Below are 21,362 nucleotides of genomic sequence, written 5' to 3'. Positions count from 1 at the left end.
AAATCGCCAAATAATCATTCGACTTATGGGCATGCAGCGATACGAGAGCCCCGAAACGGCGTCTTTGCGCGCCGGGGCGCGATGTGGGCAAAAGAATGGCACGAGATGATGTGGCGGGCAGTGGCCCGAACGCCAACGTGGTGGCAGATCCGGCACCGCCGGCACGGCGGCAGCGGTGGCGCCTGCCCCTGTTGATCGGCGGGGTGGTAATCGCAGCGGCGGTGGGAACCTGGCTCTATCTGGGCAGCCAGGGGCACGAAACCACCGACAACGCCTATATCCAGGCCGGCCTTGTCGCCGTCAGCGCCAATGTCAGCGGGCCGGTGATCGCGGTGGAGGTGCACGAAAACAGCCGCGTCAAGAAAGGCGACGTGCTGTTCCGCATCGATCCCGCGCCGTTCCAGGTGGCCGTGGCGGCGGCCGAGGCAGACCTGGCCAATGCCCGCACCCAGGTAGAGGCGCAGCGCGCCACTTATGCCCAAGGCCAATCGGAACTGACGACGGCGCGCGCCCAGCTGGACTATGCCATGCGCGAGGCGGCGCGGCAGAAGGCCTTGCTGGCGCAGAGCATTTCCTCGCAGAACCAGGCCGATCAGGCCGTGCTGGCCGAGCGCACCGCGCGCGCCGCCGTGGCCGCCGCGCAACAGCACAATGCCAGCCTGGCGGCCGCGCTTTCGGGCAAGGTCGATGCGCCGATCGCCGACCAACCTGCCGTCCGCCGCGCGCAGGCGGCCCTCGATCAAGCGCGGCTCAACCTGTCTTATACGGTGGTGCGCGCCGCGCAGGATGGCGTGGTGACCAAGGTGCCGCAATTGCAGGTGGGCAGCTATGTCACGACGGCCAAGCCGGTGTTTACCCTGGCCGGCACGCATCTGTGGATCGAGGCGAATTTCAAGGAAAACCAGCTTGATCAGATGCGCATCGGACAACCCGCCACGGTGCGGCTCGATGCTTTTCCCTCGCTCCACCTGCGCGCCCGCCTGGCCAGTTTCAGCCCCGGCACGGGCAACAGTTTTGCCCTGCTGCCGGCCGAAAACGCCACGGGCAACTGGGTAAAAGTGGTGCAGCGCCTGCCGGTGGAGTTCGAGATCGAGAACCCGCCTGCCGGGGTGCCGCTCCATGCCGGTTTGAGCGCGGAAGTGACGGTCGATACCAGGGGTGCCGCCAGCGGGCAGGCCGCGCGCCCATGACCACGGCGATGACCGCGGGCTATCCGCCGGCCGGGGTGCGGCGCATGGTCACCGCCTCGGTCATGGCCGCCACGGTGATGAACTCGCTCGACAGCACGATCGCCAACGTCGCCCTGCCGCATATCCAGGGCAGCGTTTCGGCCTCGGCCGACGAGATCACCTGGGTCCTGACCTCGTACATCGTCGCCGCCGCGATCTGCACGCCGCTGACCGGGTGGCTGGCCGGACGGTTTGGCCGACGGCGGCTGATGCTGTGGTCGATCGTGGGGTTCACCATCGCCTCGGGCCTGTGTGGCATGGCCACCAATCTTACCGAAATCGTGGGATTCCGCCTGTTGCAGGGCGTGTTCGGCGCGGCGCTGGTGCCGATGAGCCAGGCCATCCTGCTCGATATCAACCCGCCCGAGCGCCATGGCCCGGCTATGTCGGTGTGGTCGATGGGCGCGGTGCTGGGGCCGATCGTGGGCCCGGCGCTGGGTGGCTGGCTGACCGATAACCTGACGTGGCGATGGGTGTTTTTCATCAACCTGCCGATCGGCGCGCTGGCCTTTGCCGGCTTGTCGCTGTTCCTCAAGGAAAGCCCGCAACGTACGCAGACCCGGCTCGACCTGTTCGGCTTTGCCATGCTGGGCTTGGCGGTAGGTTCGCTGCAACTGATGCTCGATCGCGGACAGACCAAGGACTGGTTCAGCGCCACCGAGATCGTGGTCGAGGCCATGCTCGCGCTGCTCTTTGCCTATCTGTTCGTGGTGCACATCCTGACAGCGCGGCGCCCGTTCATCGATCTGGCCTTGTTTGCCAACCGCAATTTCACGCTGGGTTCGATCTTCGGTTTTTTCCTGGGCGTGCTGATCTTTTCGGTGCTCGCCCTGCTGCCGCCCATGCTGGAAGGGCTGATGCACTATCCGGTGGTGCTGACCGGCCTCGTCACCGCGCCGCGCGGGGTGGGTTCGCTGATCGCGATGATGCTGGCCGGCCGGCTGATCAAGCGTGTCGATGCGCGGCTGCTGATCCTGATCGGGTTTATCCTGAGCGCCTGGTCGATGTATCGGATGAGCGCGTTTTCGCTGGGCATGGATGAAAGCCTGATGATCTGGTCGGGCTTCATCCAGGGTCTGGGGACCGGCATGATCTTTGTGCCGCTGTCCACCATCACGTTTGCCACGCTCGATCCCCGGTTCCGCAACGAAGGCGCGGCGATGTTCACGCTGATCCGCAACATCGGCTCGGCCATCGGCATTTCGGTGCTGCAGGCGATGACCGTGCGCAACACCGCCACGGTGCATGCCCGCCTGATCGAAGGCGTGCGGCCCGACAATCCCGTGCTGGCCTGGACAGCGCCGGGGCTGGATTTCCATGCCGCAGACCAGGTGGCGCGGATCAACGCGGCAATCACCAACCAGGCGGCCATGGTCGGCTATATCGATGCGTTCTGGGCACTGTTCCTGGTCACGCTGCTGGCCATTCCGCTGCTGCTGTTCCTGCGTGGGCCACGCCGCAGCCGGGATGGTGACGATCTTCATCTGCACATGGATTGACCGATGCGCGCCAGACGATGCCTTGTTCCGTTGGCTTTCTTCCCGGCTGCACTGGTTGCCGGATGCACGGTCGGCCCCGATTTCCATCGCCCGGCCGCCCCTGTGGCCCCGACCTACCGCGCGGCCGACGATGTCGCGCCTGCTGCGGGCGCCGCGCCGCAGGCCAGCCTGGGCGAAGGGCCGCAGGCGCAATGGTGGCGCGCGTTTGGTTCGGATGCGCTCGACCAACTGGTCGATCAGGCGCTGGCCCATAACGAGAGCCTTGCCGCCAGCGATGCCACATTGGCGGCGGCGCAGGCGCAATGGCGCGCCGTGCTGGGCCGCCGCGCGCCGCAAATCGATGCCAATGCCCGCGCGGAACAGCAGCAGGTGAACCTGGCGGCCTTCGGTTTTGGCGCGTCGCCCGCGCTGGGGCTGGATGGCAATCCCGATTTCCATCTCTATTCGGTGGGCGGCGGGATCAGCTATGATCTCGATCTGTTCGGCGGCCTCAAGCGCCAGGCCGAACAAAGCGGCTCGCTGGCCCTGGCGCAGCAGCGCCAGACCGAGGCCGCGCATCTGGCGCTGGCCGGCCAGGTGGTGAACCAGGTGCTGACGATTGCCGCGATCCGCAGCCAGATGGCCGCGCAGCAGGCGCTGCTCAGCGATGACGCGCGCAATCTCGACCTGATGCAAAAGCGGCAGCAGGGCGGCGAGGGCACGGCGGTAGAAGTCCTGAGCGCGCAGGCGCAGCTTGCCGCAGACCGGCCTGCCTTGCCTGCCTTGCAGCAGCAACTGGCCCAAGCGCGGGCAATGCTGGCAACTTTGCTGGGCATCACACCCGATGCGCTGGGCGCCACCGATTTCACGCTGGAGCAGTTTGCCCTGCCCGCGCAAGTGCCGGTCTCGCTGCCATCGGCGCTGGTGCACAAGCGGCCCGATATCCTCGCGGCCGAGGCGCAGTTGCATGCCGCGACGGCCGAGATTGGGGTGGCCACGGCGCGGCTCTATCCCAACATCACCCTGGGCGCGACGCTGGAACAAGGGGCGCCGGGGCTGGGCGATCTTACTGCCAATGCTTTTCGCGGCTATGATCTCTTTGCCGGGCTGACTGCGCCGATCTTTCACGGCGGCACGCTCAAGGCGCAGCGCGAGGCGGCCGTGGCGCGGGCGCGGGCGGCCGACCACACCTATCGCCAGACCGTCCTCACCGCCTTTGCCCAAGTGGCCGAACTGCTCCACGCGCTCGACAACGATGCGCAAGGCGTGGCGATGCAGCAGGACGCGCTGAACGTGGCAGACCGTGCGCGCACGCTGTCGCGCAAGAGCTTTGACGTGGGCAACAGCGGCGTGTTGCAGGTGATCGACAGCCAGCGCACCTGGCAGCGCGCCAGCACCGCGCTGGTGCAGGCGCGCGCGCAGCAGTTCCTCAATGTCGCGCGGCTTTATGTGGCGACGGCTGGGGGGTGGGTGACGGAGTGATGGGTGATGTTGGTGTGTGGCTTCCACCACCCCCCTACCCCCTCCTCTAAAGAGGATGGGGCTTAAAAACAGGATGTTAACTCCCCCTCCTCTTCAGAGGAGGGGGGCGGGGGGTGGTGGAACCCTAGCGCCTACTTCCCATAACTACCCGGCTCTGGCCACCATGTTAGCGTGTGGGCATCATGCGCCGAGGTCCAGATGCCGGCTGGGCTGAACCGCAGGCCACCGCTGCCGGCAGGCTTGCCCACGCGGGCGTCGATCGCCATGGTTTGCGCGTCGATCACGGCAAAGACCTGATCATCGGTGGTGCGCAGCCACACCTTGCCGGCGCCGGTATCGATATCCCCCCACTTGAGATTTTCGCCCACCTTTACCCGGCCGAGCAGCGCGCCGGTCTTCGGGTCGATACGCGCCAGGGTGCCATCGCCCTGTTCCTGCACCCAGACGCTGCCTTCGCCGGCCGCCAGGAAACCCGGCGCCTTGCCCAGCGGGGTGCGCGCGGTGACGGTGTTGGTGGCCGGATCGATGCGCTGCAGGCTTTGCTGTGCGGCGCTGACCACCCAGATCGCGCCTTCGCCAGCGGCCATGTACCAGCTGCCGGGATCGACCGTGACGGTTGCAACCACCGTGTTGGTCGCCGGATCGATGCGCGAGACCACGCCCTTGGCATCGCTCGCCACCCAGATCGAGCCCGCGCCCGCCACGACATTGAGTTCGCCTTCCTTGTCGTTGGCGATGCCGCTGGCAATCGTGGCGACAAGCTTGCCGGTGGCGGTGTCGATGCGGTTGACGGTGCGATCGGCGCAATTGGCCACCCACAGTGCGCCATCGGCAACAGCCATCCCGCCGCACGGATGGGCCAGCGGCACTGTCGCTTTCATGCCGGTGAGTGACCATTGCTCCACCCGGCCGCGATTGGTGGCCCAGACGGTGTCGCCGTCAACCGCAAGAAAATCGGCAAAGCCGGGCACGGCGATAACCTTGGGCTTGGGAGCGGCGTGGGCGGCAATTGGGGCCGCAAATGGGGCGAGCGCCAAGAGCGTGGCGGCAACAAAGCGCTTCATCGGCTTTCCTCCTCTTCGTCACCCCGGACTTGATCCGGGGTCCAGCTTGCTTCCTTTCCCGCCGCTCAAAGGAAGCGGGACCCCGGATCAAGTCCGGGGTGACGAAATATGATGGTGGTCAGGCCTTCTGCGCGATGAACGCGCGCCAACCACCCAGGTCGGTAATGTCCTGCGCGCCCACAATCGCGCGTGGTTCGGCAACGAAGCCTTTGACGCTGCTGCCATCGGCCAGGGTGACCGTGCCGATCGCCAGCGGCGCGGGCACTTCGACGGTGAAGCTGCCGAACTCGGCCACGCCCAGTTCGTAGACTTCCACCGCAATCGCCGCGCCTTCGTCTCCGGCATGGATCAGCGCCGGCTTGGGCGGCACGCTGTCGGCCATGGCATAGAGGCGATAGCTGGGCGCGGTGGTGGTCGCTTCCACGAAAGTGGCGTTGCGGCTGGTCAGCTGCCAGTGCAGCGGCATGTCCTTCAAATGGGCGCCAACCACGGCGAGTTTCACGGTCTGCATCTTGCCCTCCAGATCGAGCGGGGGTGGGGGTGGCAGCTGCGCCACCGAAAGATAGGCATCGGCCAAATCGAGCAAGGCGCGGTCGCTGTCGGCCGGGCCGATCAGCGTGATGCCAAAGCCGGTGGCGTTGTGGCGCACCCCGGCCGGCACGGCGAGCGCCGCCATGTCGAGCAGATTGACGAAGTTGGTATAGGCGCCAAGGTTGCTGTTGAGCGCGATGGGCGCGGCCTGCAATTCGGCGACGCGATAGGCCGTGCCGGTGGTGGGGAACGCCAGTGCGTCGATCTCGTCCCACAGCTGGTCGGCATGGCGCTTCAATTCGGCCAGACGATAGATGCCGTTGAACAGCTCGACCGCGCTTTTTTCCAGGCCGGGTTCGACCACGGAGCGCACGGTGGGATCGATCGCGCCGGGGTTGCTGGCGAGCAGCGGCGCCAGCGCGGCGGTGCGCTCTGCCACCCACGGCCCGCCATAGAGCAGCAGCGCTGCTTCTTGCAGCGGGGCATAGTCGATTTCCATCAAGGTGCCGATTTCGGCGAGCTGGGCCAGCGCGCGGTCATAGAAATATTCGGATTCCGCGTCACCAAACCACTGGCGCTGAGCGCGCCTGGGCACGCCGATCACGCGGCCGGCGATCGGCTTGTCGGCCAGCGATTTAGACCATGGATCGGCGGCGTCATAGCCGGCGACGACATGATCGATCAGCCGCGCATCGGCGGTATCGCCGGTGAACACCGAGATGCAATCGAGCGAGCGGCAGGCTGGCACCAGGCCAGAGGTGGACCAGCGCCCCTTGCTGGGCTTCATGCCGATCAAATGGTTGAACGCGGCGGGCACGCGGCCCGATCCGGCGGTATCGGTACCGAGCGCGAACGGCACCAGTCCAGCGGCCACCGCGATCGACGAGCCAGAACTGGACCCGCCCGAGACATAGGCGAGGTTGCTGGCATTGCGCGGAATGCCATAGGGGCTGCGCGTGCCGACCAGGCCGGTGGCAAACTGATCGAGGTTGGTCTTGCCCACGCAAATCGCGCCGGCCGCCTCAAGCCGGGCCACGACTGTCGCCGATCCTGATGGGCTATAGACAAAGGCGGCGCAGGCGGCGGTGGTATCGAGCCCCGCCACGTCGATATTGTCTTTCACCGCAAAGGGCACGCCGGCCAGCGGCAGGTGTTCGCCCGCCACCACGCGCGCATCGACGGCGCGGGCAGCGTCCAGCAGGGCTGCATCGGCCGGGCGGCTGATCCAGATCTGTGGCTGCACGGCATCATAGGCCGCGATGCGCGCCAGTGCCAGCTCCATCGCAGCGAGCGCTGTGGTTTGCCCGCCGCCAACCGCCTGGGCGAGGGCGGCTGCCGATAGGCGCGGTGCCGGCCCGCTCATGCCGCGTGCCGGCGTAGGGCGAGCATCGGCGCGCCGGGTTGCAGGGCCTGCTTTTCCTGCATGTAGAGCGCGGCGACCACGCCGCTGCCGGGGCTTTCCACCGCGCATTCCATCTTCATCGCCTCCAGCACGGCGATGGTATCGCCAGCCTTGACCTCGTCTCCTTCGGCGACGAGCAGCTTCCACACGCTGCCGCCAAAGGGCGCTTCCACCAGGTCGGCGCCATCGGGCACATCCACCGTGCCGGCCACGGGGGCATCGGCATCGGCCAGGTCCGTCACGCGGTCGAACTCGCCACGGCGTTGCCACTCGGCGCGTTCCGCGTCGAAAGCGGCCACGCGCTGGGCTTCGAACGCGGCGATTTCAGCGGCGTTGTCGGCCAGGAACTGGCGATAATCGGCCAGGCGAAACTCCGATGGCTCGATTTTGATCGACCGGCGCCCGGTGGGAAAGTCGCGGCGCCATTCCACCAGTTCCTCGGCGCTTACTGGATAGAAGCGGATCTGGTCGAAGAAGCGCAGCAGCCAGGGCTTGCCCTCGATAAAGGCGTCGGTCTGGCGGTGGGTGTTCCACACCTGGATGGTGCGGCCAAACAGCTGGTATCCGCCCGGCCCCTCCATGCCATAGATGCACATATAGGCCCCGCCGATGCCAACCACGTTGGGCGGGGTCCAGGTGCGGGCCGGGTTGTACTTCGTGGTAACCAGGCGGTGGCGCGGATCGACCGGGGTGGCAACCGGCGCGCCCAGGTACACGTCACCCAGGCCCATGACGAGGTAGTTGGCCTCGAAGATCAGGTTCTCCACCCTGGCGGCATCGGGCAGGCCGTTGACGCGGCGGATGAACTCGATGTTGTCGGGGCACCACGGCGCATCGTCGCGCACCGCGCCCATGTACTTCTGGATGGTTTCGAGCGTGGCCGGATCGCGCCAGCTCAACGGCAAGTGGACGATGCGCGAGGGGATGGTGAAATCTTCCAGATCGCCCAGGCGCTCCTCCGCCTCCATCAGCGCGGCGAGCACGGCTTGCTGATCGAGGCTTTGCCCGTCGAAATGGACCTGCAGCGAGCGGATGCCCGGCACAACGTCGATCACGCCGGGCAGCGCCATGCGTTCCAGCTCGGTCATCAAGGCGTGCACGCGGATGCGCAACTCGATATCGAGCGTGATCGGGCCGTATTCGACCAGGATATTGCGATCACCCTGCTGGCGATAGACCGTGCGCGGGCGCGTGCCGTGGCCGGCGATCTCCGCCAGGATGGGCGAGAGCGTCTCGATCTCGCGCGCGGGGCGCGGCGCCGGCGGCGTGCCGTCCGCCACCAGCGCGCGCTGCGCCGCATCGGCCGCTTGCGCATCGGCGATGGACACGGGCACGAAGCGCAGGCGATCGCCCGGCACCAGTTGCCCGATCTTCCAGCGATCGGCCGCGATCACCACGAAGGGGCAGACGAAGCCGCCCAGCGACGGGCCATCAGGGCCAAGAATGATCGGCATGTCGCCGGTGAAATCCACCGCGCCAATGGCATAGGGATTGTCGTGAATGTTCGAGGGATGCAGCCCGGCTTCTCCACCATCGGCGCGCGCCCATTGCGGCTTGGGGCCGATCAGCCGCACACCGGTGCGGTTGGAGTTGTAGTGCACCTGCCAATCGGCGCCCACCACCATGGCGATGTCTTCATCGGTGAAGAAATCGGGCGCGCCGTGCGGGCCATAGAGCACGCGCAGCGTCCATTCGCTGCCCATGGCGGGCAGTTCCACCGCCGGCAGCGGCGCAGCGGTTTCCTCGCCGCCCAGGTGCAGCACATCGCCCGCCACCAGGCGCCGCGCGGCATGGCCGCCGAACTGGCCCAGTTCGAACGTGGCGCGGCTGCCCAGGTAAGGCGCGATATCGAGGCCACCGCCGATCAGCAGATAGCCGCGCATGCCGCCGCCGCGCGTGCGGCCCGTGGCCAGCGTCTGCCCCGCCGCCACGGCAATGACCTGGCCCAGCGGCACCGCCACACCATCCAGCGTCGCGCCGAAATCAGCCCCGGTCAGGCAGATGCGCGCGGGCGCGGTGAACGCCAGGGTTGGCCCGGTGTGCGTCATTTCGAGGCCAGCCATGCCTTCGGGATTGCCGAGCAAGCGGTTGCCCAGGCGGAACGATTGATCGTCCATCGGCCCCGAGGGCGGCACGCCCACAGCCCACAGATGCTGGCGGCCGGGCCAGTCCTGCACCGTGGTGGCCGTGCCACCGGCGATCACGCGCAGGCTGGCGGGCACGAAGCTGATCGTGTCGAGCACGCGAGTGGAAACCTCGCCGCTGGTAAACGCGGGGCTCGCCACCACCTGGCGCAGCCAGCGCAGGTTGGTTTCGATGCCGTCGATGCGCGTGGCGGCCAGTGCCTGCTGCATCGCCGCCACGGCCGCTTCGCGCGTGGGGGCATGCACGATCAGCTTGGCCAGCATGGGATCGTACCATGCGCTCACTTCGGTGCCCGCGACCACCCAGGTTTCGGTGCGGATATCGGCGGGAAATTCCACCGCCGTCAGCGTGCCGGAGGTTGGTCGGTAGTCCAGCGCGGGATCCTCGGCATAGAGGCGCACTTGCACCGAATGGCCCGACGGCGTGGTGGGTGCGCTGTCCAGAAACGTGAAGTCACCCGCGCCGCCGCGCACCATCCATGCGACCAGGTCGATGCCCATAACCTCTTCGGTCACGCCGTGTTCGACCTGAAGCCGGGTGTTCATTTCCAGGAAAAAGAACTCCTTACGATCGGCATCGTAGAGAAATTCTACCGTCCCGGCCGAGCGGTAGCGCGCCGCCTCGCCCAGGCGGATGGCGGCGGCATAGAGATCGGCGCGCACGCTTTCGGGCAGCAGCGGGGCAGGGGCTTCTTCCACCACCTTCTGGTTGCGGCGTTGCAGCGAGCAATCGCGCTCACCCAGGGCGACGATGCGCCCCGCGCCATCGCCAAAGATCTGCACTTCGACATGGCGGGCGCGGCGCACATAGCGTTCCAGGAACACGCCGGCGTCACCAAAATTGCTCTGCCCCAGGCGCGCCACGGTGGCAAAGCCCTCGCGCACGTCGGCCTCGCTCTCGCACACGCGCATGCCGATGCCGCCACCGCCGGCCGTGGCCTTGAGCATGATGGGATAGCCGATGGCCGCCGCCGCCTCCACCGCTTCGTCCTCGCTGGTCAGCAGGTCGCTGCCCGGCGCCAGCGGTACGCCATGGGCCTTGGCCAGTTCGCGCGCGCTGTGCTTGAGGCCGAAGGTGCGGATATTGTCAGGCGTGGGGCCGATGAAGACAATGCCTTCTGCCGCGCAGGCATCGGCAAATTCGACGTTTTCGGCCAGGAAGCCATAGCCGGGGTGGATCGCGCCGGCGCCGGTCTGCTTGGCCGCAGCGATGATCGCGGGAATGTTGAGATAGCTTTCGCTGGCGCGTGCCGGGCCGATGCACACGGCCTCGTCCGCCAGGGCGACATGGGCCGATCCCTCGTCCGCCTCGGAATAGACAGCGACAGAGCGCAGGCCCATCTGGCGTAGGGTGCGGATGATCCGGGTGGCGATCGCGCCACGATTGGCGATGAGGACGGTATCGAACATCATGCCGCCACGATCATGCGCACGGGGGTGGGATTGAACGCGTTGCACGGGTTGTTGATCTGCGGGCAATTGGACACGACGACCACCACGTCCATCTCGGCCTTGAGGTCCACCGTCAGGCCCGGCGCGGAAATCCCGTCGACGATGCCCAGCGCGCCATCGGCCTCCACCGGCACGTTCATGAAGAAGTTGATGTTCGAGACGATGTCCCGCTTGCCGCGCCCTTCCCACAGGTTGGCCTCCAGAAAGTTTTCGACGCAGGCATGTTGCCACTTGGTGTGATGACCATAGCGCAAGGTATTGGATTCGCACGAACAGGCCCCGCCAATCGTATCGTGATAGTCCACCGCGCTGGCCGCGATGGTCATCATCGGGCGCCCTTCGTTGGACAACAGCGTGGTGCCGGCGCGCAGGAACAGGTTGCCCTGCGCCGCCACGGTATCCTGCGCGGAATAGCGTTCGGCATCGTCGCTCGCGCTGTAGAGCAGGAAATCGACCGCCTGGTTGCCCTCCAGATCGACGATGCGCAGCGTCTGCCCCTTGGCGACGTGATAGAGCCAGGGGGCGCGGGCGGGCACGATCTCGTCGTGAACGATAGTGCCGGACAGGCCGGCAAGATGGGTATCGGTTGACATCGCAATCCGTCCTTCGCGTTTAGCGGCGGAAATAGTCTTCGACATTGAGGAAGGCGCGCAGGCCTTCGGGTGTCGCGTTGCGGATGGGATCGTTGCCCAGCGTTGCCGGCCCGCGCCAGGCCGTGGCGCGCAGCGGGGTGACGCTGTATTCCGCGCGCGGATCAAGCACGTGGGGCACATTGGCAATGACCACGATCACGTCCATTTCGGCGCGCAGCAGCACCTGCCGGCCGGGCGCGAACGGGCCGACCAGCGGCGTGATTGTGCCGTCTTCCTCGATCCGCGTGCCCTTGAACAGATTGATGCAGGGATGCACGTCGCGCCGCGTCAGGCCATGCTTGGCCGCGCCGAGCAGGAACCGGTCGCGCCCGTTGGGGCAGGCGCCGCTGTTGCGGCCTTCGCCGTATTTTGCCGCATTGCTGGCCGCGTTCGATGTGCCGGCAAAGCAATCGTGCGTGCCGGCATCATCCTCCACGATGCTGAGCAGCACGCGGCCCATGTCCGACAGCAGGAGCTTGCCCGCGCCGAGATAGGCGTTCCATTGCACCTTGACTGTATCGGCCACATTGAGCCGCTCGGTCGGCATGGCGGCGTTGAACACCTGCAGCCCGGCGCAGGCATCGCCGCGCGTATCGATCAGGCGCAGCCGCGTGCCGCGTGCCAGAACCCGCGTGGCATAGCCGCCGGCGGCAATGGTTTCTTCCCACACCAGGTCTGCCGGATCGACCCCCTCGGGCAGATCATCAGCCTTGGGCGGCAGCACCGGCATGGTTTCCACCACCGTGCCGCCCATGCTGCGTGCATGATCGCGCGCGGCGAGCGGGTTGGCGAGGTTGCCTCCGGCGGCTGCCGGGGTTGGGGCCGGGGAAGGGGTGAGCGTATCGGTCATGCGGCCGCTCCATTGCTGGTGCTCTTGCCGTCGTCCTGAACATAGATCGGCGGCAGCAGGGCAGTGGTGGTGACAAGTTCGAGCTGTTGCACGCCGCGCACGCGGCGCAGCGCGTCGGAAAGTTCTTTCAGCCGCACGGCCGGGCCCTGCACCAGCAGGACTTCCAGGCTCTGGTCGTCTTCCAGGAACACGTGCTGGGCGGAAATCACCTCTTTGAGGTAATCGGCCTGGGTCTGCGCCAGCTGGTGGCGCACGCGGCCACGGTCACCGCGATAGACCATGGTGATCGTGCCGGCGAGCATCTCGTCCGGGCGGGTCAGGGCTTCGTGGTCGGCCAGGGCGTGGCGGATCAGCTCGGCAATCAGTTGCGAGCGCGAGGGCAACTGGCGCTCTTCCACCATCATGTCGAGCTTGCGGAACAGATCGGCCGGCAAGCTCATGCTGAGCCGCGCCAGGCTGGCGGGTTCGCTGCTCATGCGAGTTCCTCTCTTGTCATACGGCCACCTTTTGCGGTGGCGTCTTGTCTTCCGGCTCGGCGGTTTCGGCCGGCGCTTCGTCTTCGCGCGGGCGCAGCGGCAGGTCATAGACCACGGTGGCGCCATAGCGGTGCGGGGCGTGGGGATCGTGGCGGCGCTTGTCGAGCGCCAGCACACGCGTGCCGAGCGAGAACGCCTCGCGGATGTCGTGCGTCACCATGATCACCGTCAGCGCGTGTTCGCGCCACAGGCGGCGGATCAGCACGTGCATGTCGGCCCGGATACCCGGATCGAGCGCGCCGAACGGCTCGTCCAGCAAGAGGATGCGCGGCCGCTTGAGCAAGGCCTGGGCAATCGCCAGGCGCTGCTGCATCCCGCCCGACATCTGCGCCGGATAGAGCTGCAGTGCATCGCCCAGGCCCACGGCTTCGAGCATGGCGACAGCCTCGTCCCGCGCGGCGCGGCGGGCGCTACCAAACAGTCGGGCCAGCAAGGGCGCCTGCGCGCATTCCAGGCCGAACATCGTGTTCTGCAGCGCGGTGAGATGGGGAAAGACCGAATAGCGTTGGAACACCACGCCGCGATCGGGGCCGCATTCGGGGGGCAGCACCGCGCCATCCAGGCTGATCGTGCCCCGGCTTGGCGCCTCTTGCCCCAAGACCAGGCGCAGCAGGCTGCTCTTGCCCGCGCCCGATGGCCCGACGATCGAGACGAAACTGCCGGCCGCCACATCGAGATTGATCTTTTCCAGGACGATCTTGTCCCCGAATTCAACCCAGATATCGCGAAGGGAAAGGAGCGCGGTCAATGGCTTGCTCCATGAGCCCAGGGAAACAGGCGGCGGCTGGCCAGGGACAGGGCAAAGTCCAGGGTAATCGCCAGAAGCGCGATCCACGCCACGTAGGGGATGATCACGTCCATCGCGAGGTAGCGCCGCACCAGGAAGATGCGATAGCCCAGCCCGGTGTCAGCGGCGATCGCCTCGGCCGAGATGAGGAACACCCAGGCCGGCCCGAGCGCCAGGCGCACCGCCTGGATCAGGCGCGGCATGGCCTGGGGCAGGGCGACGCGGATCATGATCTGCCAGCTGCTGGCCCCCAGGGTCTGCGCCTTGATGATCTGCTCGCGCGGCAGGCTGGCGATATGATCGGTGATGTCGCGGATCATCGGCGGGGCAATGCCCACCACGATCAGCGCCACCTTGGCCGTTTCCCCCAGGCCCAGCGCGATGAACAAGACCGGCAGCAGCGCGATCGGCGGGATCACCGCAATCGCGGTGACCAGTGGCCCCAGCGTGGCGCGCACCGGCGGCAACACGCCCAGCACCAGCCCGGCGACCAGCGCACCCAGCGTGGCAATGCCCAGGCCGAGGCCCAGCCGCTCAAGGCTGGCGAACGTGTCGGTCCAGAACAGGAAGTGGCCCGAAAGCGGATCGGCCTGGAACAGCAGGGCCGACAGGCCGCGCGCCATGGCATCGGGCAGCGGCAGGATCTTGTCACTGGGATTGAGCGCGTGGCGCTGCGCCGCCATGACGAGATAGAGCACCAGCAGGGCCAGGATCGGGACCGCGCCGGCGATCATCCTGTCATTGCGGCGCATCTTGCGGTTGACCCAGCGCATGGCGTGAACCCCTTGGAGAACGGACGGCAGGCCCCGGCAGCGCGCCGAGGTTGCCGGATCAGAGCTTGCCGGCGGCGGCCAGCTTCATGAAGCTGTCATCGAAACGCAGCGTGACATGGGCCGGATCGCCCAGCGTCTTGCCGCCGGGAAAGGCCATGCCGACCGCGTCGGCCGAGCTGGCGCCCTTGAACAGGCCCTTGGAAAAGCTGAAATCGCGCACCCGCGTCATCGTGGTGACCAGCGCCGGGCTGTCTGCCGCAGCCACTGCCGCGGCGGGCTGGTCATAGAGGAACGTGGTGGTCAGCTGCTTGTCGAACACATCGGGCGTGGTCCCGGCCAACTTGGCCATGGCGGCGCGCGCTTCCTTGCCCTGGGCGTCCTGGCGTTTCATCAGCGCCATGGTTTCATACCAGATGCCGGCCAGTGCCTTGCCCAGCGCGGGATTGGCCTTGAGCGTGGCGGTATCCACCGCCATCAGATCGAGGATTTCGCCCGGAATCTGTGCCGAGGAAAACACCTCGTTGGCGCTAGGCTGCCCGCGCATGACCGACAGCTGCGGGTTCCAGGCCACTGCGGCCTGGGCATCGGGGCTGGAAAAGGCGCCCACGATATCAGCGTCTGACGTATTGACTGTCTTTATATCGCTGAGCGACAGGCCGGCCGATCCCAGGGCACGGGCGAGCAGGTAGTGCGACACCGAGAGCTCGACCAGGTAGATCTGCTTGCCCTTGAGGGCGGAAACCGAATTGGCACCTTTGAGCAGGACGCCATCGTTGCCGTTGGAATAGTCACCGACGATGATCGCGCTGGTATCCTTGCCCCCGGCGGCAGGGATGGTCAGCGCATCCATGTTGGTGACGGTAACACCGTCAAACTTGCCGGCGTTATATTGATTCACGGATTCGACATAGTCGTTCACCTGAACAATATTGATCTTGATGCCGTACTTATCGGCCCATTTCTTGACGATACCTGCCTGCTGCGCATAGGGCCATGGCATCCAGCCAGCATAGATCGACCAGCCGATATTGAATTCGGTTTTCTTCTCGGCTCCGGCATCGGGTGCCGAGGAGCATGACGCCATCATCAGTGTGCTGGCCAGAAGTGCGATCTTACCCGCCGTGCCGATCATCTTCATCATGATTCGCGCCCCTTTCGCACTGCACCATGGTTGCAAAGCCCACCCTTGTCCATGGCAAAAATATTACCCATCGTCATTTTTGTAATAACGCGCGCTATGGGTGAGAAATGCAGCCACGCGTTCTGGCATCGCCATGCTGGAAGCAACGCATACGCTGCCTGTCCAGCGTTCATCGCGATATCGCGTGAACTGCATGCTGTGCAGCGATCACACTTTGACGCCAGGTTGAGTCGCGAATCAAGCGGCAATTTGCGTCAGCAACGGCATCGCTGTGGGCCGCGCGTGTGTGGGGGCGGCACCCCGCCATGCCGCAAGTGCGAGGAAAAATGGCAGGTTTCCTCGTATTTCCTGTGAGTGAATCATACTGAATGCCACGAAAATTATTACGCTTGACCGATTATGTAATATCGGTACCGTGGCAGGTGTCGATAGTTCAGGGCGACACAATAAATATACCAAGAGCGGGTCACCAGAGCCACGCCGCGTTGCGGTGCGGGCGATGGGTAATAGTGCGGATTTCAGGCCGGTTGTTGACTGCCGGAGCGACAGCAAGCGCTCCCACCCTGCCAGGGCCTGGCGCCGCGTTTTGATCCCGACCACTTTTGGCAAGGCAGGCGCAAGCGAGCCGGATGGGTTCGCTTGCCACGCAAATCTTGGTGCCAGGCCGGTTAGCGGTCGGCACTTGCCCGGCAAGCGGGCTGATCCCTGGGAGGGGATGTCACAGCACAGGCTTTTTGAGAACAAAGCGAGGGGCTGAAGTGACCAAGCGATCTTTCCGAACGAACCTGCTGGGCGCCACGATGCTGCTCATCCCGGCCTTGGCGCCGAATTCGGCCTATGCGCAGGCAGCCCCGCAACCGCAAGGCGAGCCGGCGGCCGATGCCGCGGCCACGTCTGGCGGCGACGCCAACTACATCGTGGTGACGGCCACGCGGCGCGCCACCACCTTGCAGGATGCGCCGATCAACATCAGCGCGGTCAGCCCGCAGGAACTTGCCCGCCAGCGTATCGACGACGTCAAGTCGCTCGCCGCGTTCACACCGGGCATGACCGTGGCCGATACCGGGCCAGGCTCCACCGGCAAGATCGTGCTGCGCGGCATCAATTCGGGCGATTCCAGCGTGGAAGGCGCCAGCGCCAACAGCGCAGTGGGTGTCTACCTGGGCGAAGTACCGCTTTATCTGGACTTCAAGCTGCTCGATATCGACCACGTTGAAGTGCTGCAGGGCCCGCAAGGCACGCTCTATGGCCTAGGCACGCTGGCCGGCGCGGTGCGCTACATGCCCAACCGGCCCGATACCGACCACTACAGCGTCGATCTGCACGGCCGCTGGTTCGGCGAAAGCCACAGCAGCGAAGCCGGCGTGAATGCCGATGGCACGATCAACATTCCGATCGTGAAAGACCACATCGCGCTGCGCAGCACGGTGGGGTATTACGACAACCCCGGCTTCATGGATTACAACTACCTGCTGCGCCAACCTGGGGTGTCCAACCCGCAGCCGGTGCGCGGCACGACGGCGGCCGATGGCTCGTTTGGCACACCGGCCCAGCAGGCGGCGAACTTCTATTCCAAGAAGGATGTGAACTATGAACACACCTTCACCACGCGCAACCAGCTGCTGCTGGAAGCCAGCCCGGACTTCAAGGTCTATCTGACCTACGCCCACCAGATCACCAAGACGCAGGGCCGCCAGGCCAACGGCGCTGGCGTGCTGGGCACTGGCAAGTATGAAGCGCCGTGGCGCTATCTGGAACCGACCAACCGCACGTCGGACCTCTATTCGGCCGAGTTCAACGTCAACGTGTTCGACGTGGCCCAGCTGGTGGCGACCACCGCCTTTACCAACCAGAAGATCTATACCCAGCGCGACAACACCGACCTGCTGCTGGACCTGGACTATGGCTATGAAGCCTTTCCAGAGTTTTCCTCCTACAATCAGGCAACCTCGAAGTATCACCAGTTCAACGAGGAAGTGCGCCTGGTTTCGACCCATGGCGGCCCGTTCAGCTGGGTGCTTGGCGGGTTCTACAACAATATGCGCTATGGTTCGCAGTATCGCGAATATGTGCCCGGTTATCCCGACTGGGCCGGCATCTATCGGCCTGACAACCTGGAATACATGTCGTTCGTCAACACCCGCACCAAGGAAAAGGCGGCCTATGGCGAAGGCACGTTCCACATCACCAAGGACTGGCAGGTTACCGGCGGCTTGCGCTACTTCAAGTATGACGCCTTTGCCGAGGGCGGCACGGATACGCCGCTGTTCAGCAAGTACACGCCCTATCCGCTGGTGGTGTTTGCCCCGCAGCGCATCAAGTCGGGCAGCACGGGCAAGGACGGCTTTGTCTGGAAGGCCAACACGTCGTACAAGTTCAGCCCCGATCTCATGGCCTATTTCACCTACAGCACGGGTTATCGCACCGGCAACGTGAACCGCGTGGCGCCATGCGTCCTGCCGCTTGATCCCAAGGTGCAGAACGTCTGCGCGCTGCCCAACGAGCTGGCCTATGGCCCGGACAAGACGCGCAACCGTGAACTGGGCCTGCGTGGCTCGCTGTTCGACCGCAAGTTCCAGTTTACGCTGAGCGGCTTTATCGTCACCTGGGCGGGCGTGCAGGTGCCGAGCCAGACGGTCAACGGCGCAGTGGGCATCACTGTCAACGGCAGCACCGCCGTGTCGAAGGGCATCGATTTCTCGGGCCACCTCAAGATCACGCCGCAACTGACGATCGATGGCACCTATTCCTACAACGACGCGCACCTTACCGCCGATGCCCCGGGCATCGTGGTGAGCAGTGGGGTCAACTATGATGCCTTTGCCGGCGATCGTCTGCCGGGTTCGACCAAGCATTCGGGCAGCGTGGGCGCCACCTATACCTACCCGCTGACCGAGGGCCGCGATATCGAAGCGACCTGGGCGATGACCTATACCGGCGACATCTATTCCCGCGTCGGCCTGCGCGGCAATGGCGAAGTGATCCCGGCCTATACCACGCACCGCGCCTCGGTCACCTATCACAGCCCGATGTTCGATGTGGGCGTCTACGCCGACAACATCTTTGACAAGTATGCCGTGACGGCGGTGGAGAACGACACCAGTTCCTATAACCGCGCCCGCAGCGGCGTGGTGGAACGGTTCTATGCCTATGGTGTCCTGACGCCGCGCCGCGTGGGGCTGGAAATGACCTTCCACTACAAGTGACGTGAAAAGCCCGCTTCCTGTTGCTGCGTGAATGGATCGTGACGACAGGAAGCGGGACCCCGGATCAAGTCCGGGGTCCCGCTATTTCCCAGAATTTCGCAACAGAGCTTCGCCATGGATGGGACAGACATGAAACAGCGGCTGATCGGGCTGATTCCGCCCGCCACGCTTTTGGCAGTGATCCTGTTCTGGGCCTATGCGCCCAAGAGCGTGATCGATTATCCCTGGACGCTCACTATCATGGCCACGGCCATTTCGGCCTGGCTGCTGCTGCTGGAATGGCTGTTCGAACGCCACGCCGATTGGCGGATGAACTGGCGCGAGTTCTTTACCGACACCTTCTATGTCGTGCTCAGTTCCACTGTGATTTCCCGTGCCACCGATTTCTTTGCCGATGCGCCGATGAAGGCGGCCAAGGCCAGCGCCGGGCTGGCCACGCCCTGGTTGGAACACCTGCCGTTCCTGGCACAGGTCGGGCTGATCTTCTTCCTTTTTGAATTCGGCCAATACTGGATGCATCGCGCGATGCACAACTGGACGCCGCTGTGGCTGACCCATGCGCCGCATCACCACATTACCCAGTTGAACGCGCTGAAAGGCTATGTCGGCAATCCGCTGGAGCTTTTCCTGATCAGTCTGGGCGTGATCGCGCTGCTCGATTTCAGCCCGGTGGCGATCCTGTGTGCGGCGAGCGTGGGCAACGTGGTGGCCGGCTTTGCCCATGCCAACGTCAAGTCTGACCCGCCGTGGTTCTATTCGTTCTTCTTCACCACGATCCGCCATCACAGCCTGCACCATTCGGTCGGCTATGAAGAAACCCGCTGCAACTATGCCAACTCGATGATCCTGATCGATCGCGTGCTGGGCACCTATCGCGAGGGCGAAGGCATCCTGGTCGGCCAGGACGAGCGACGCCGCCTGACCATCCGCGAACAGTTCATGTTCCCGTTCGTGCCGGTGATCGATGCGGTCAAGGCGCGCCGCGCGGGCAATGAGGAAGCGGTGCAGCGCTGAACGCATTGGCCGATCGGGTGGCGCCGCTTGCCAGCCCCGCCGCGCGCATGGCACAGGGCGGGATGACCAAGACCGATCCGCAGATTGCCGCCGCGCGTGCCGCCTTAGTGCGGGGTGATTGGCCGGCCGTCGTGCGCGCGGCGCAGATGGTTGGCGATGCGGCCCCGCAGCGGGCGGAGGCGCTGTTCCTGCTGGGCCTGGCCGAAGCCGGGCAGGGACGGATCAGCGCCGCGACCGCCCTGCTGCGCCAGGCCGTGGCGCGCGATCCCCAGGGCGAATACCGCGCGCAGCTTGCCCGCCTGTTGATCATGACCCGGCAGGACAGCGCCGCCGCGCAGGCCCTGGCCGAGGCCGAACACGCACTGCCCGATGATGCGCTGAGCCGCGATACCATTGGCTGCGTCTATGCCCGCCTGGGCGACCATGCCGCCTCGCTGCCCCATTTTGCCCATGCCGTGGCACAGGCGCCAGACATTCTCGAATACCGCTACAACCGCGCTGCGGCGCTCAATTTCGTCGGGCAGGTGAGCGAGGCGGAGGCCGCGCTCGAAGCGCTGATCGCGCGCGCGCCGGGCCATGGCCGCGCGCACCATCTGCTCGCCAGCCTCAAGCGGCACACGGCAGACAGCCACCATGTGCCACGCCTGCGCGCGCAACTGGACGCGGCGCACGATCCGCGCGATCGCCTGCTGCTGGGCTATGCCCTGGCCAAGGAGCTTGACGATCTTGGCGAGCACGACGCCGCGTTCACCGCGCTGGCTGCTGCCAATGCGGAGCATCGTGCCCGGCTGCCCTATCGTTTTGCCAGCGATGCCGCCAATTTCGACGCGATCGAGGCGGCCTGGCCGGCATTGTCCCGCACCCCGGTGGCTGATGCGCCGACAGAGGCGCCGATCTTTGTCATCGGCATGCCGCGCACCGGCACCACGCTGGTCGACCGCATCCTGTCTTCGCATCCTGCGGTGGAAAGCGCCGGCGAACTGCAGGCCATGCCGCTGGCGGTGAAGCACGCCGCCGGCACGCGCACGCGCACCGTGCTCGATCCCGAAACCATCGCCGCGCTGCGCGGGGCCGATCTGGGCGCCATCGGCCATGATTATCTTGTCCGCGCGCGCCATCACCGACGCGACACGACGCGGCGCTTTGTCGACAAATTTCCCGGAAATTTTCATTATGCCGGAATAGTGGCCCGCGCGTTGCCCAACGCGCGCATCATATGCCTGCGCCGCCATCCGATGGACACGGTGCTGAGCAACTTCCGCAACCTGTTTGCGATCACCTCGCGCTATTACGACTACAGCTATGACCTGATGGACATCGCCCGCTATTACGTGCGCTTCCACCGGCTGATGCGCTTCTGGCAAGAGGCCATGCCGGGCCGCATCCTGGAGGTATCCTACGAGGATCTGGTGGCAGACCAGGAAGGCGTGACGCGCCGCATGCTCGATCATGCCGGCTTGCCCTGGGAAGCGGCCTGCCTTGATTTTCACCGCAACCAGGCCCCGGTTTCCACGCCCAGCGCCGCGCAAGTGCGCCGCCCGATCTATCGCGATGCCCTGGCGCGGTGGAAACGGCACGAGGATGCGCTGGGCGAGGTGGCGGCGTTCTTTGCCGCGCAGGGCATCGCCATAGACTGACCGC

15 protein-coding genes are annotated in these 21,362 nt (G+C 65.6%); 6 read left to right on the top strand and 9 right to left on the bottom strand.

Annotation, left to right across the window (positions count from 1 at the left end; translation table 11 throughout):
• Positions 1 to 95: 95 nt before the first annotated feature.
• Genes IP65_RS07725 through IP65_RS07715 form a run of 3 tightly spaced genes read left to right on the top strand, consistent with a single transcriptional unit; the run spans position 96 to position 4,189 of the window.
• Complete coding sequence (locus tag IP65_RS07725) at positions 96 to 1,190, top strand: HlyD family secretion protein (protein ID WP_054131312.1); 1,095 nt, start codon at positions 96 to 98, stop codon at positions 1,188 to 1,190.
• Positions 1,187 to 2,728 carry a DHA2 family efflux MFS transporter permease subunit gene (locus tag IP65_RS07720; RefSeq protein ID WP_231627606.1) on the top strand — a complete coding sequence of 514 codons (1,542 nt, stop codon included), beginning with the start codon at positions 1,187 to 1,189 and terminating at the stop codon, positions 2,726 to 2,728. The genes IP65_RS07725 and IP65_RS07720 overlap by 4 nt, the downstream gene beginning before the upstream one ends.
• 3 nt (positions 2,729 to 2,731) lie before the next feature.
• Positions 2,732 to 4,189: an efflux transporter outer membrane subunit gene (locus tag IP65_RS07715; protein ID WP_054131311.1), complete on the top strand. Its 1,458-nt coding sequence runs from the start codon at positions 2,732 to 2,734 to the stop codon at positions 4,187 to 4,189.
• A gap of 131 nt (positions 4,190 to 4,320) precedes the next feature.
• Here the strand turns inward: IP65_RS07715 and IP65_RS07710 are convergent, their stop codons facing one another.
• The 9 genes from IP65_RS07710 to IP65_RS07670 form a co-directional block, all read right to left on the bottom strand.
• Positions 4,321 to 5,253 carry a hypothetical protein gene (locus tag IP65_RS07710; RefSeq protein WP_054131310.1) on the bottom strand — a complete coding sequence of 311 codons (933 nt, stop codon included), beginning with the start codon at positions 5,251 to 5,253 and terminating at the stop codon, positions 4,321 to 4,323.
• Positions 5,254 to 5,371: 118 nt separating this feature from the next.
• Entirely contained in the window at positions 5,372 to 7,147 is a 1,776-nt protein-coding gene (atzF, locus tag IP65_RS07705) for an allophanate hydrolase (protein WP_054131309.1), read from the bottom strand.
• A complete protein-coding gene (gene uca, locus IP65_RS07700; RefSeq protein WP_054131308.1) occupies positions 7,144 to 10,743 on the bottom strand; it encodes an urea carboxylase in 3,600 nt (1,199 codons plus the stop codon). Before uca ends, atzF begins: the two co-directional genes overlap by 4 nt.
• Positions 10,740 to 11,375: an urea amidolyase associated protein UAAP2 gene (locus tag IP65_RS07695; protein WP_054131307.1), complete on the bottom strand. Its 636-nt coding sequence runs from the start codon at positions 11,373 to 11,375 to the stop codon at positions 10,740 to 10,742. The genes uca and IP65_RS07695 overlap by 4 nt, the downstream gene beginning before the upstream one ends.
• 19 nt (positions 11,376 to 11,394) lie before the next feature.
• The gene (locus IP65_RS07690) at positions 11,395 to 12,264 is read right to left on the bottom strand and encodes an urea amidolyase associated protein UAAP1 (RefSeq protein WP_022677794.1); all 870 of its coding nucleotides are present in this window, start codon (positions 12,262 to 12,264) and stop codon (positions 11,395 to 11,397) included.
• Entirely contained in the window at positions 12,261 to 12,740 is a 480-nt protein-coding gene (locus tag IP65_RS07685) for a CopG family ribbon-helix-helix protein (RefSeq protein ID WP_022677795.1), read from the bottom strand. The genes IP65_RS07690 and IP65_RS07685 overlap by 4 nt, the downstream gene beginning before the upstream one ends.
• 16 nt (positions 12,741 to 12,756) lie before the next feature.
• A complete protein-coding gene (locus tag IP65_RS07680) occupies positions 12,757 to 13,548 on the bottom strand; it encodes an ABC transporter ATP-binding protein (protein ID WP_022677796.1) in 792 nt (263 codons plus the stop codon).
• On the bottom strand, positions 13,545 to 14,360 hold the full coding sequence (locus IP65_RS07675) for an ABC transporter permease (RefSeq protein WP_022677797.1): 816 nt from the start codon (positions 14,358 to 14,360) through the stop codon (positions 13,545 to 13,547). Before IP65_RS07675 ends, IP65_RS07680 begins: the two co-directional genes overlap by 4 nt.
• A gap of 58 nt (positions 14,361 to 14,418) precedes the next feature.
• Entirely contained in the window at positions 14,419 to 15,501 is a 1,083-nt protein-coding gene (locus IP65_RS07670; RefSeq protein ID WP_022677798.1) for a putative urea ABC transporter substrate-binding protein, read from the bottom strand.
• Between the two features lie 800 nt (positions 15,502 to 16,301).
• Here IP65_RS07670 and IP65_RS07665 point away from each other — a divergent pair.
• From IP65_RS07665 to IP65_RS07655, 3 genes are all read left to right on the top strand, one after another.
• Positions 16,302 to 18,707, top strand: coding sequence for a TonB-dependent receptor (locus tag IP65_RS07665; protein ID WP_051146453.1), 2,406 nt, complete (start codon positions 16,302 to 16,304; stop codon positions 18,705 to 18,707).
• Positions 18,708 to 18,836: 129 nt separating this feature from the next.
• Positions 18,837 to 19,721: a sterol desaturase family protein gene (locus tag IP65_RS07660; protein WP_022677800.1), complete on the top strand. Its 885-nt coding sequence runs from the start codon at positions 18,837 to 18,839 to the stop codon at positions 19,719 to 19,721.
• Between the two features lie 62 nt (positions 19,722 to 19,783).
• On the top strand, positions 19,784 to 21,358 hold the full coding sequence (locus tag IP65_RS07655) for a sulfotransferase (RefSeq protein WP_054131537.1): 1,575 nt from the start codon (positions 19,784 to 19,786) through the stop codon (positions 21,356 to 21,358).
• Positions 21,359 to 21,362: the final 4 nt, after the last annotated feature.

The organism is Novosphingobium sp. AAP1 (assembly GCF_001295765.1).
GTDB classification, from domain to species: domain Bacteria; phylum Pseudomonadota; class Alphaproteobacteria; order Sphingomonadales; family Sphingomonadaceae; genus Novosphingobium; species Novosphingobium capsulatum.
This window is presented reverse-complemented; position numbering and strand designations above follow the sequence as displayed.

Excerpts from the sequence above, each read along its gene's own strand:
- IP65_RS07665 (WP_051146453.1), top strand. The coding sequence starts at position 16,302 with ATGCTGCTCATCCCGGCCTTGGCGCCGAATTCGGCCTATGCGCAGGCA.
- uca (WP_054131308.1), bottom strand. The coding sequence starts at position 10,743 with ATGATGTTCGATACCGTCCTCATCGCCAATCGTGGCGCGATCGCCACC.
- atzF (WP_054131309.1), bottom strand. The coding sequence starts at position 7,147 with ATGAGCGGGCCGGCACCGCGCCTATCGGCAGCCGCCCTCGCCCAGGCG.
- IP65_RS07660 (WP_022677800.1), top strand. The coding sequence starts at position 18,837 with ATGAAACAGCGGCTGATCGGGCTGATTCCGCCCGCCACGCTTTTGGCA.
- IP65_RS07670 (WP_022677798.1), bottom strand. The coding sequence starts at position 15,501 with ATGATGAAGATGATCGGCACGGCGGGTAAGATCGCACTTCTGGCCAGC.
- IP65_RS07690 (WP_022677794.1), bottom strand. The coding sequence starts at position 12,264 with ATGACCGATACGCTCACCCCTTCCCCGGCCCCAACCCCGGCAGCCGCC.
- IP65_RS07685 (WP_022677795.1), bottom strand. The coding sequence starts at position 12,740 with ATGAGCAGCGAACCCGCCAGCCTGGCGCGGCTCAGCATGAGCTTGCCG.
- IP65_RS07725 (WP_054131312.1), top strand. The coding sequence starts at position 96 with ATGGCACGAGATGATGTGGCGGGCAGTGGCCCGAACGCCAACGTGGTG.
- IP65_RS07695 (WP_054131307.1), bottom strand. The coding sequence starts at position 11,375 with ATGTCAACCGATACCCATCTTGCCGGCCTGTCCGGCACTATCGTTCAC.
- IP65_RS07710 (WP_054131310.1), bottom strand. The coding sequence starts at position 5,253 with ATGAAGCGCTTTGTTGCCGCCACGCTCTTGGCGCTCGCCCCATTTGCG.
- IP65_RS07655 (WP_054131537.1), top strand. The coding sequence starts at position 19,784 with ATGACCAAGACCGATCCGCAGATTGCCGCCGCGCGTGCCGCCTTAGTG.
- IP65_RS07675 (WP_022677797.1), bottom strand. The coding sequence starts at position 14,360 with ATGCGCTGGGTCAACCGCAAGATGCGCCGCAATGACAGGATGATCGCC.
- IP65_RS07720 (WP_231627606.1), top strand. The coding sequence starts at position 1,187 with ATGACCACGGCGATGACCGCGGGCTATCCGCCGGCCGGGGTGCGGCGC.
- IP65_RS07715 (WP_054131311.1), top strand. The coding sequence starts at position 2,732 with ATGCGCGCCAGACGATGCCTTGTTCCGTTGGCTTTCTTCCCGGCTGCA.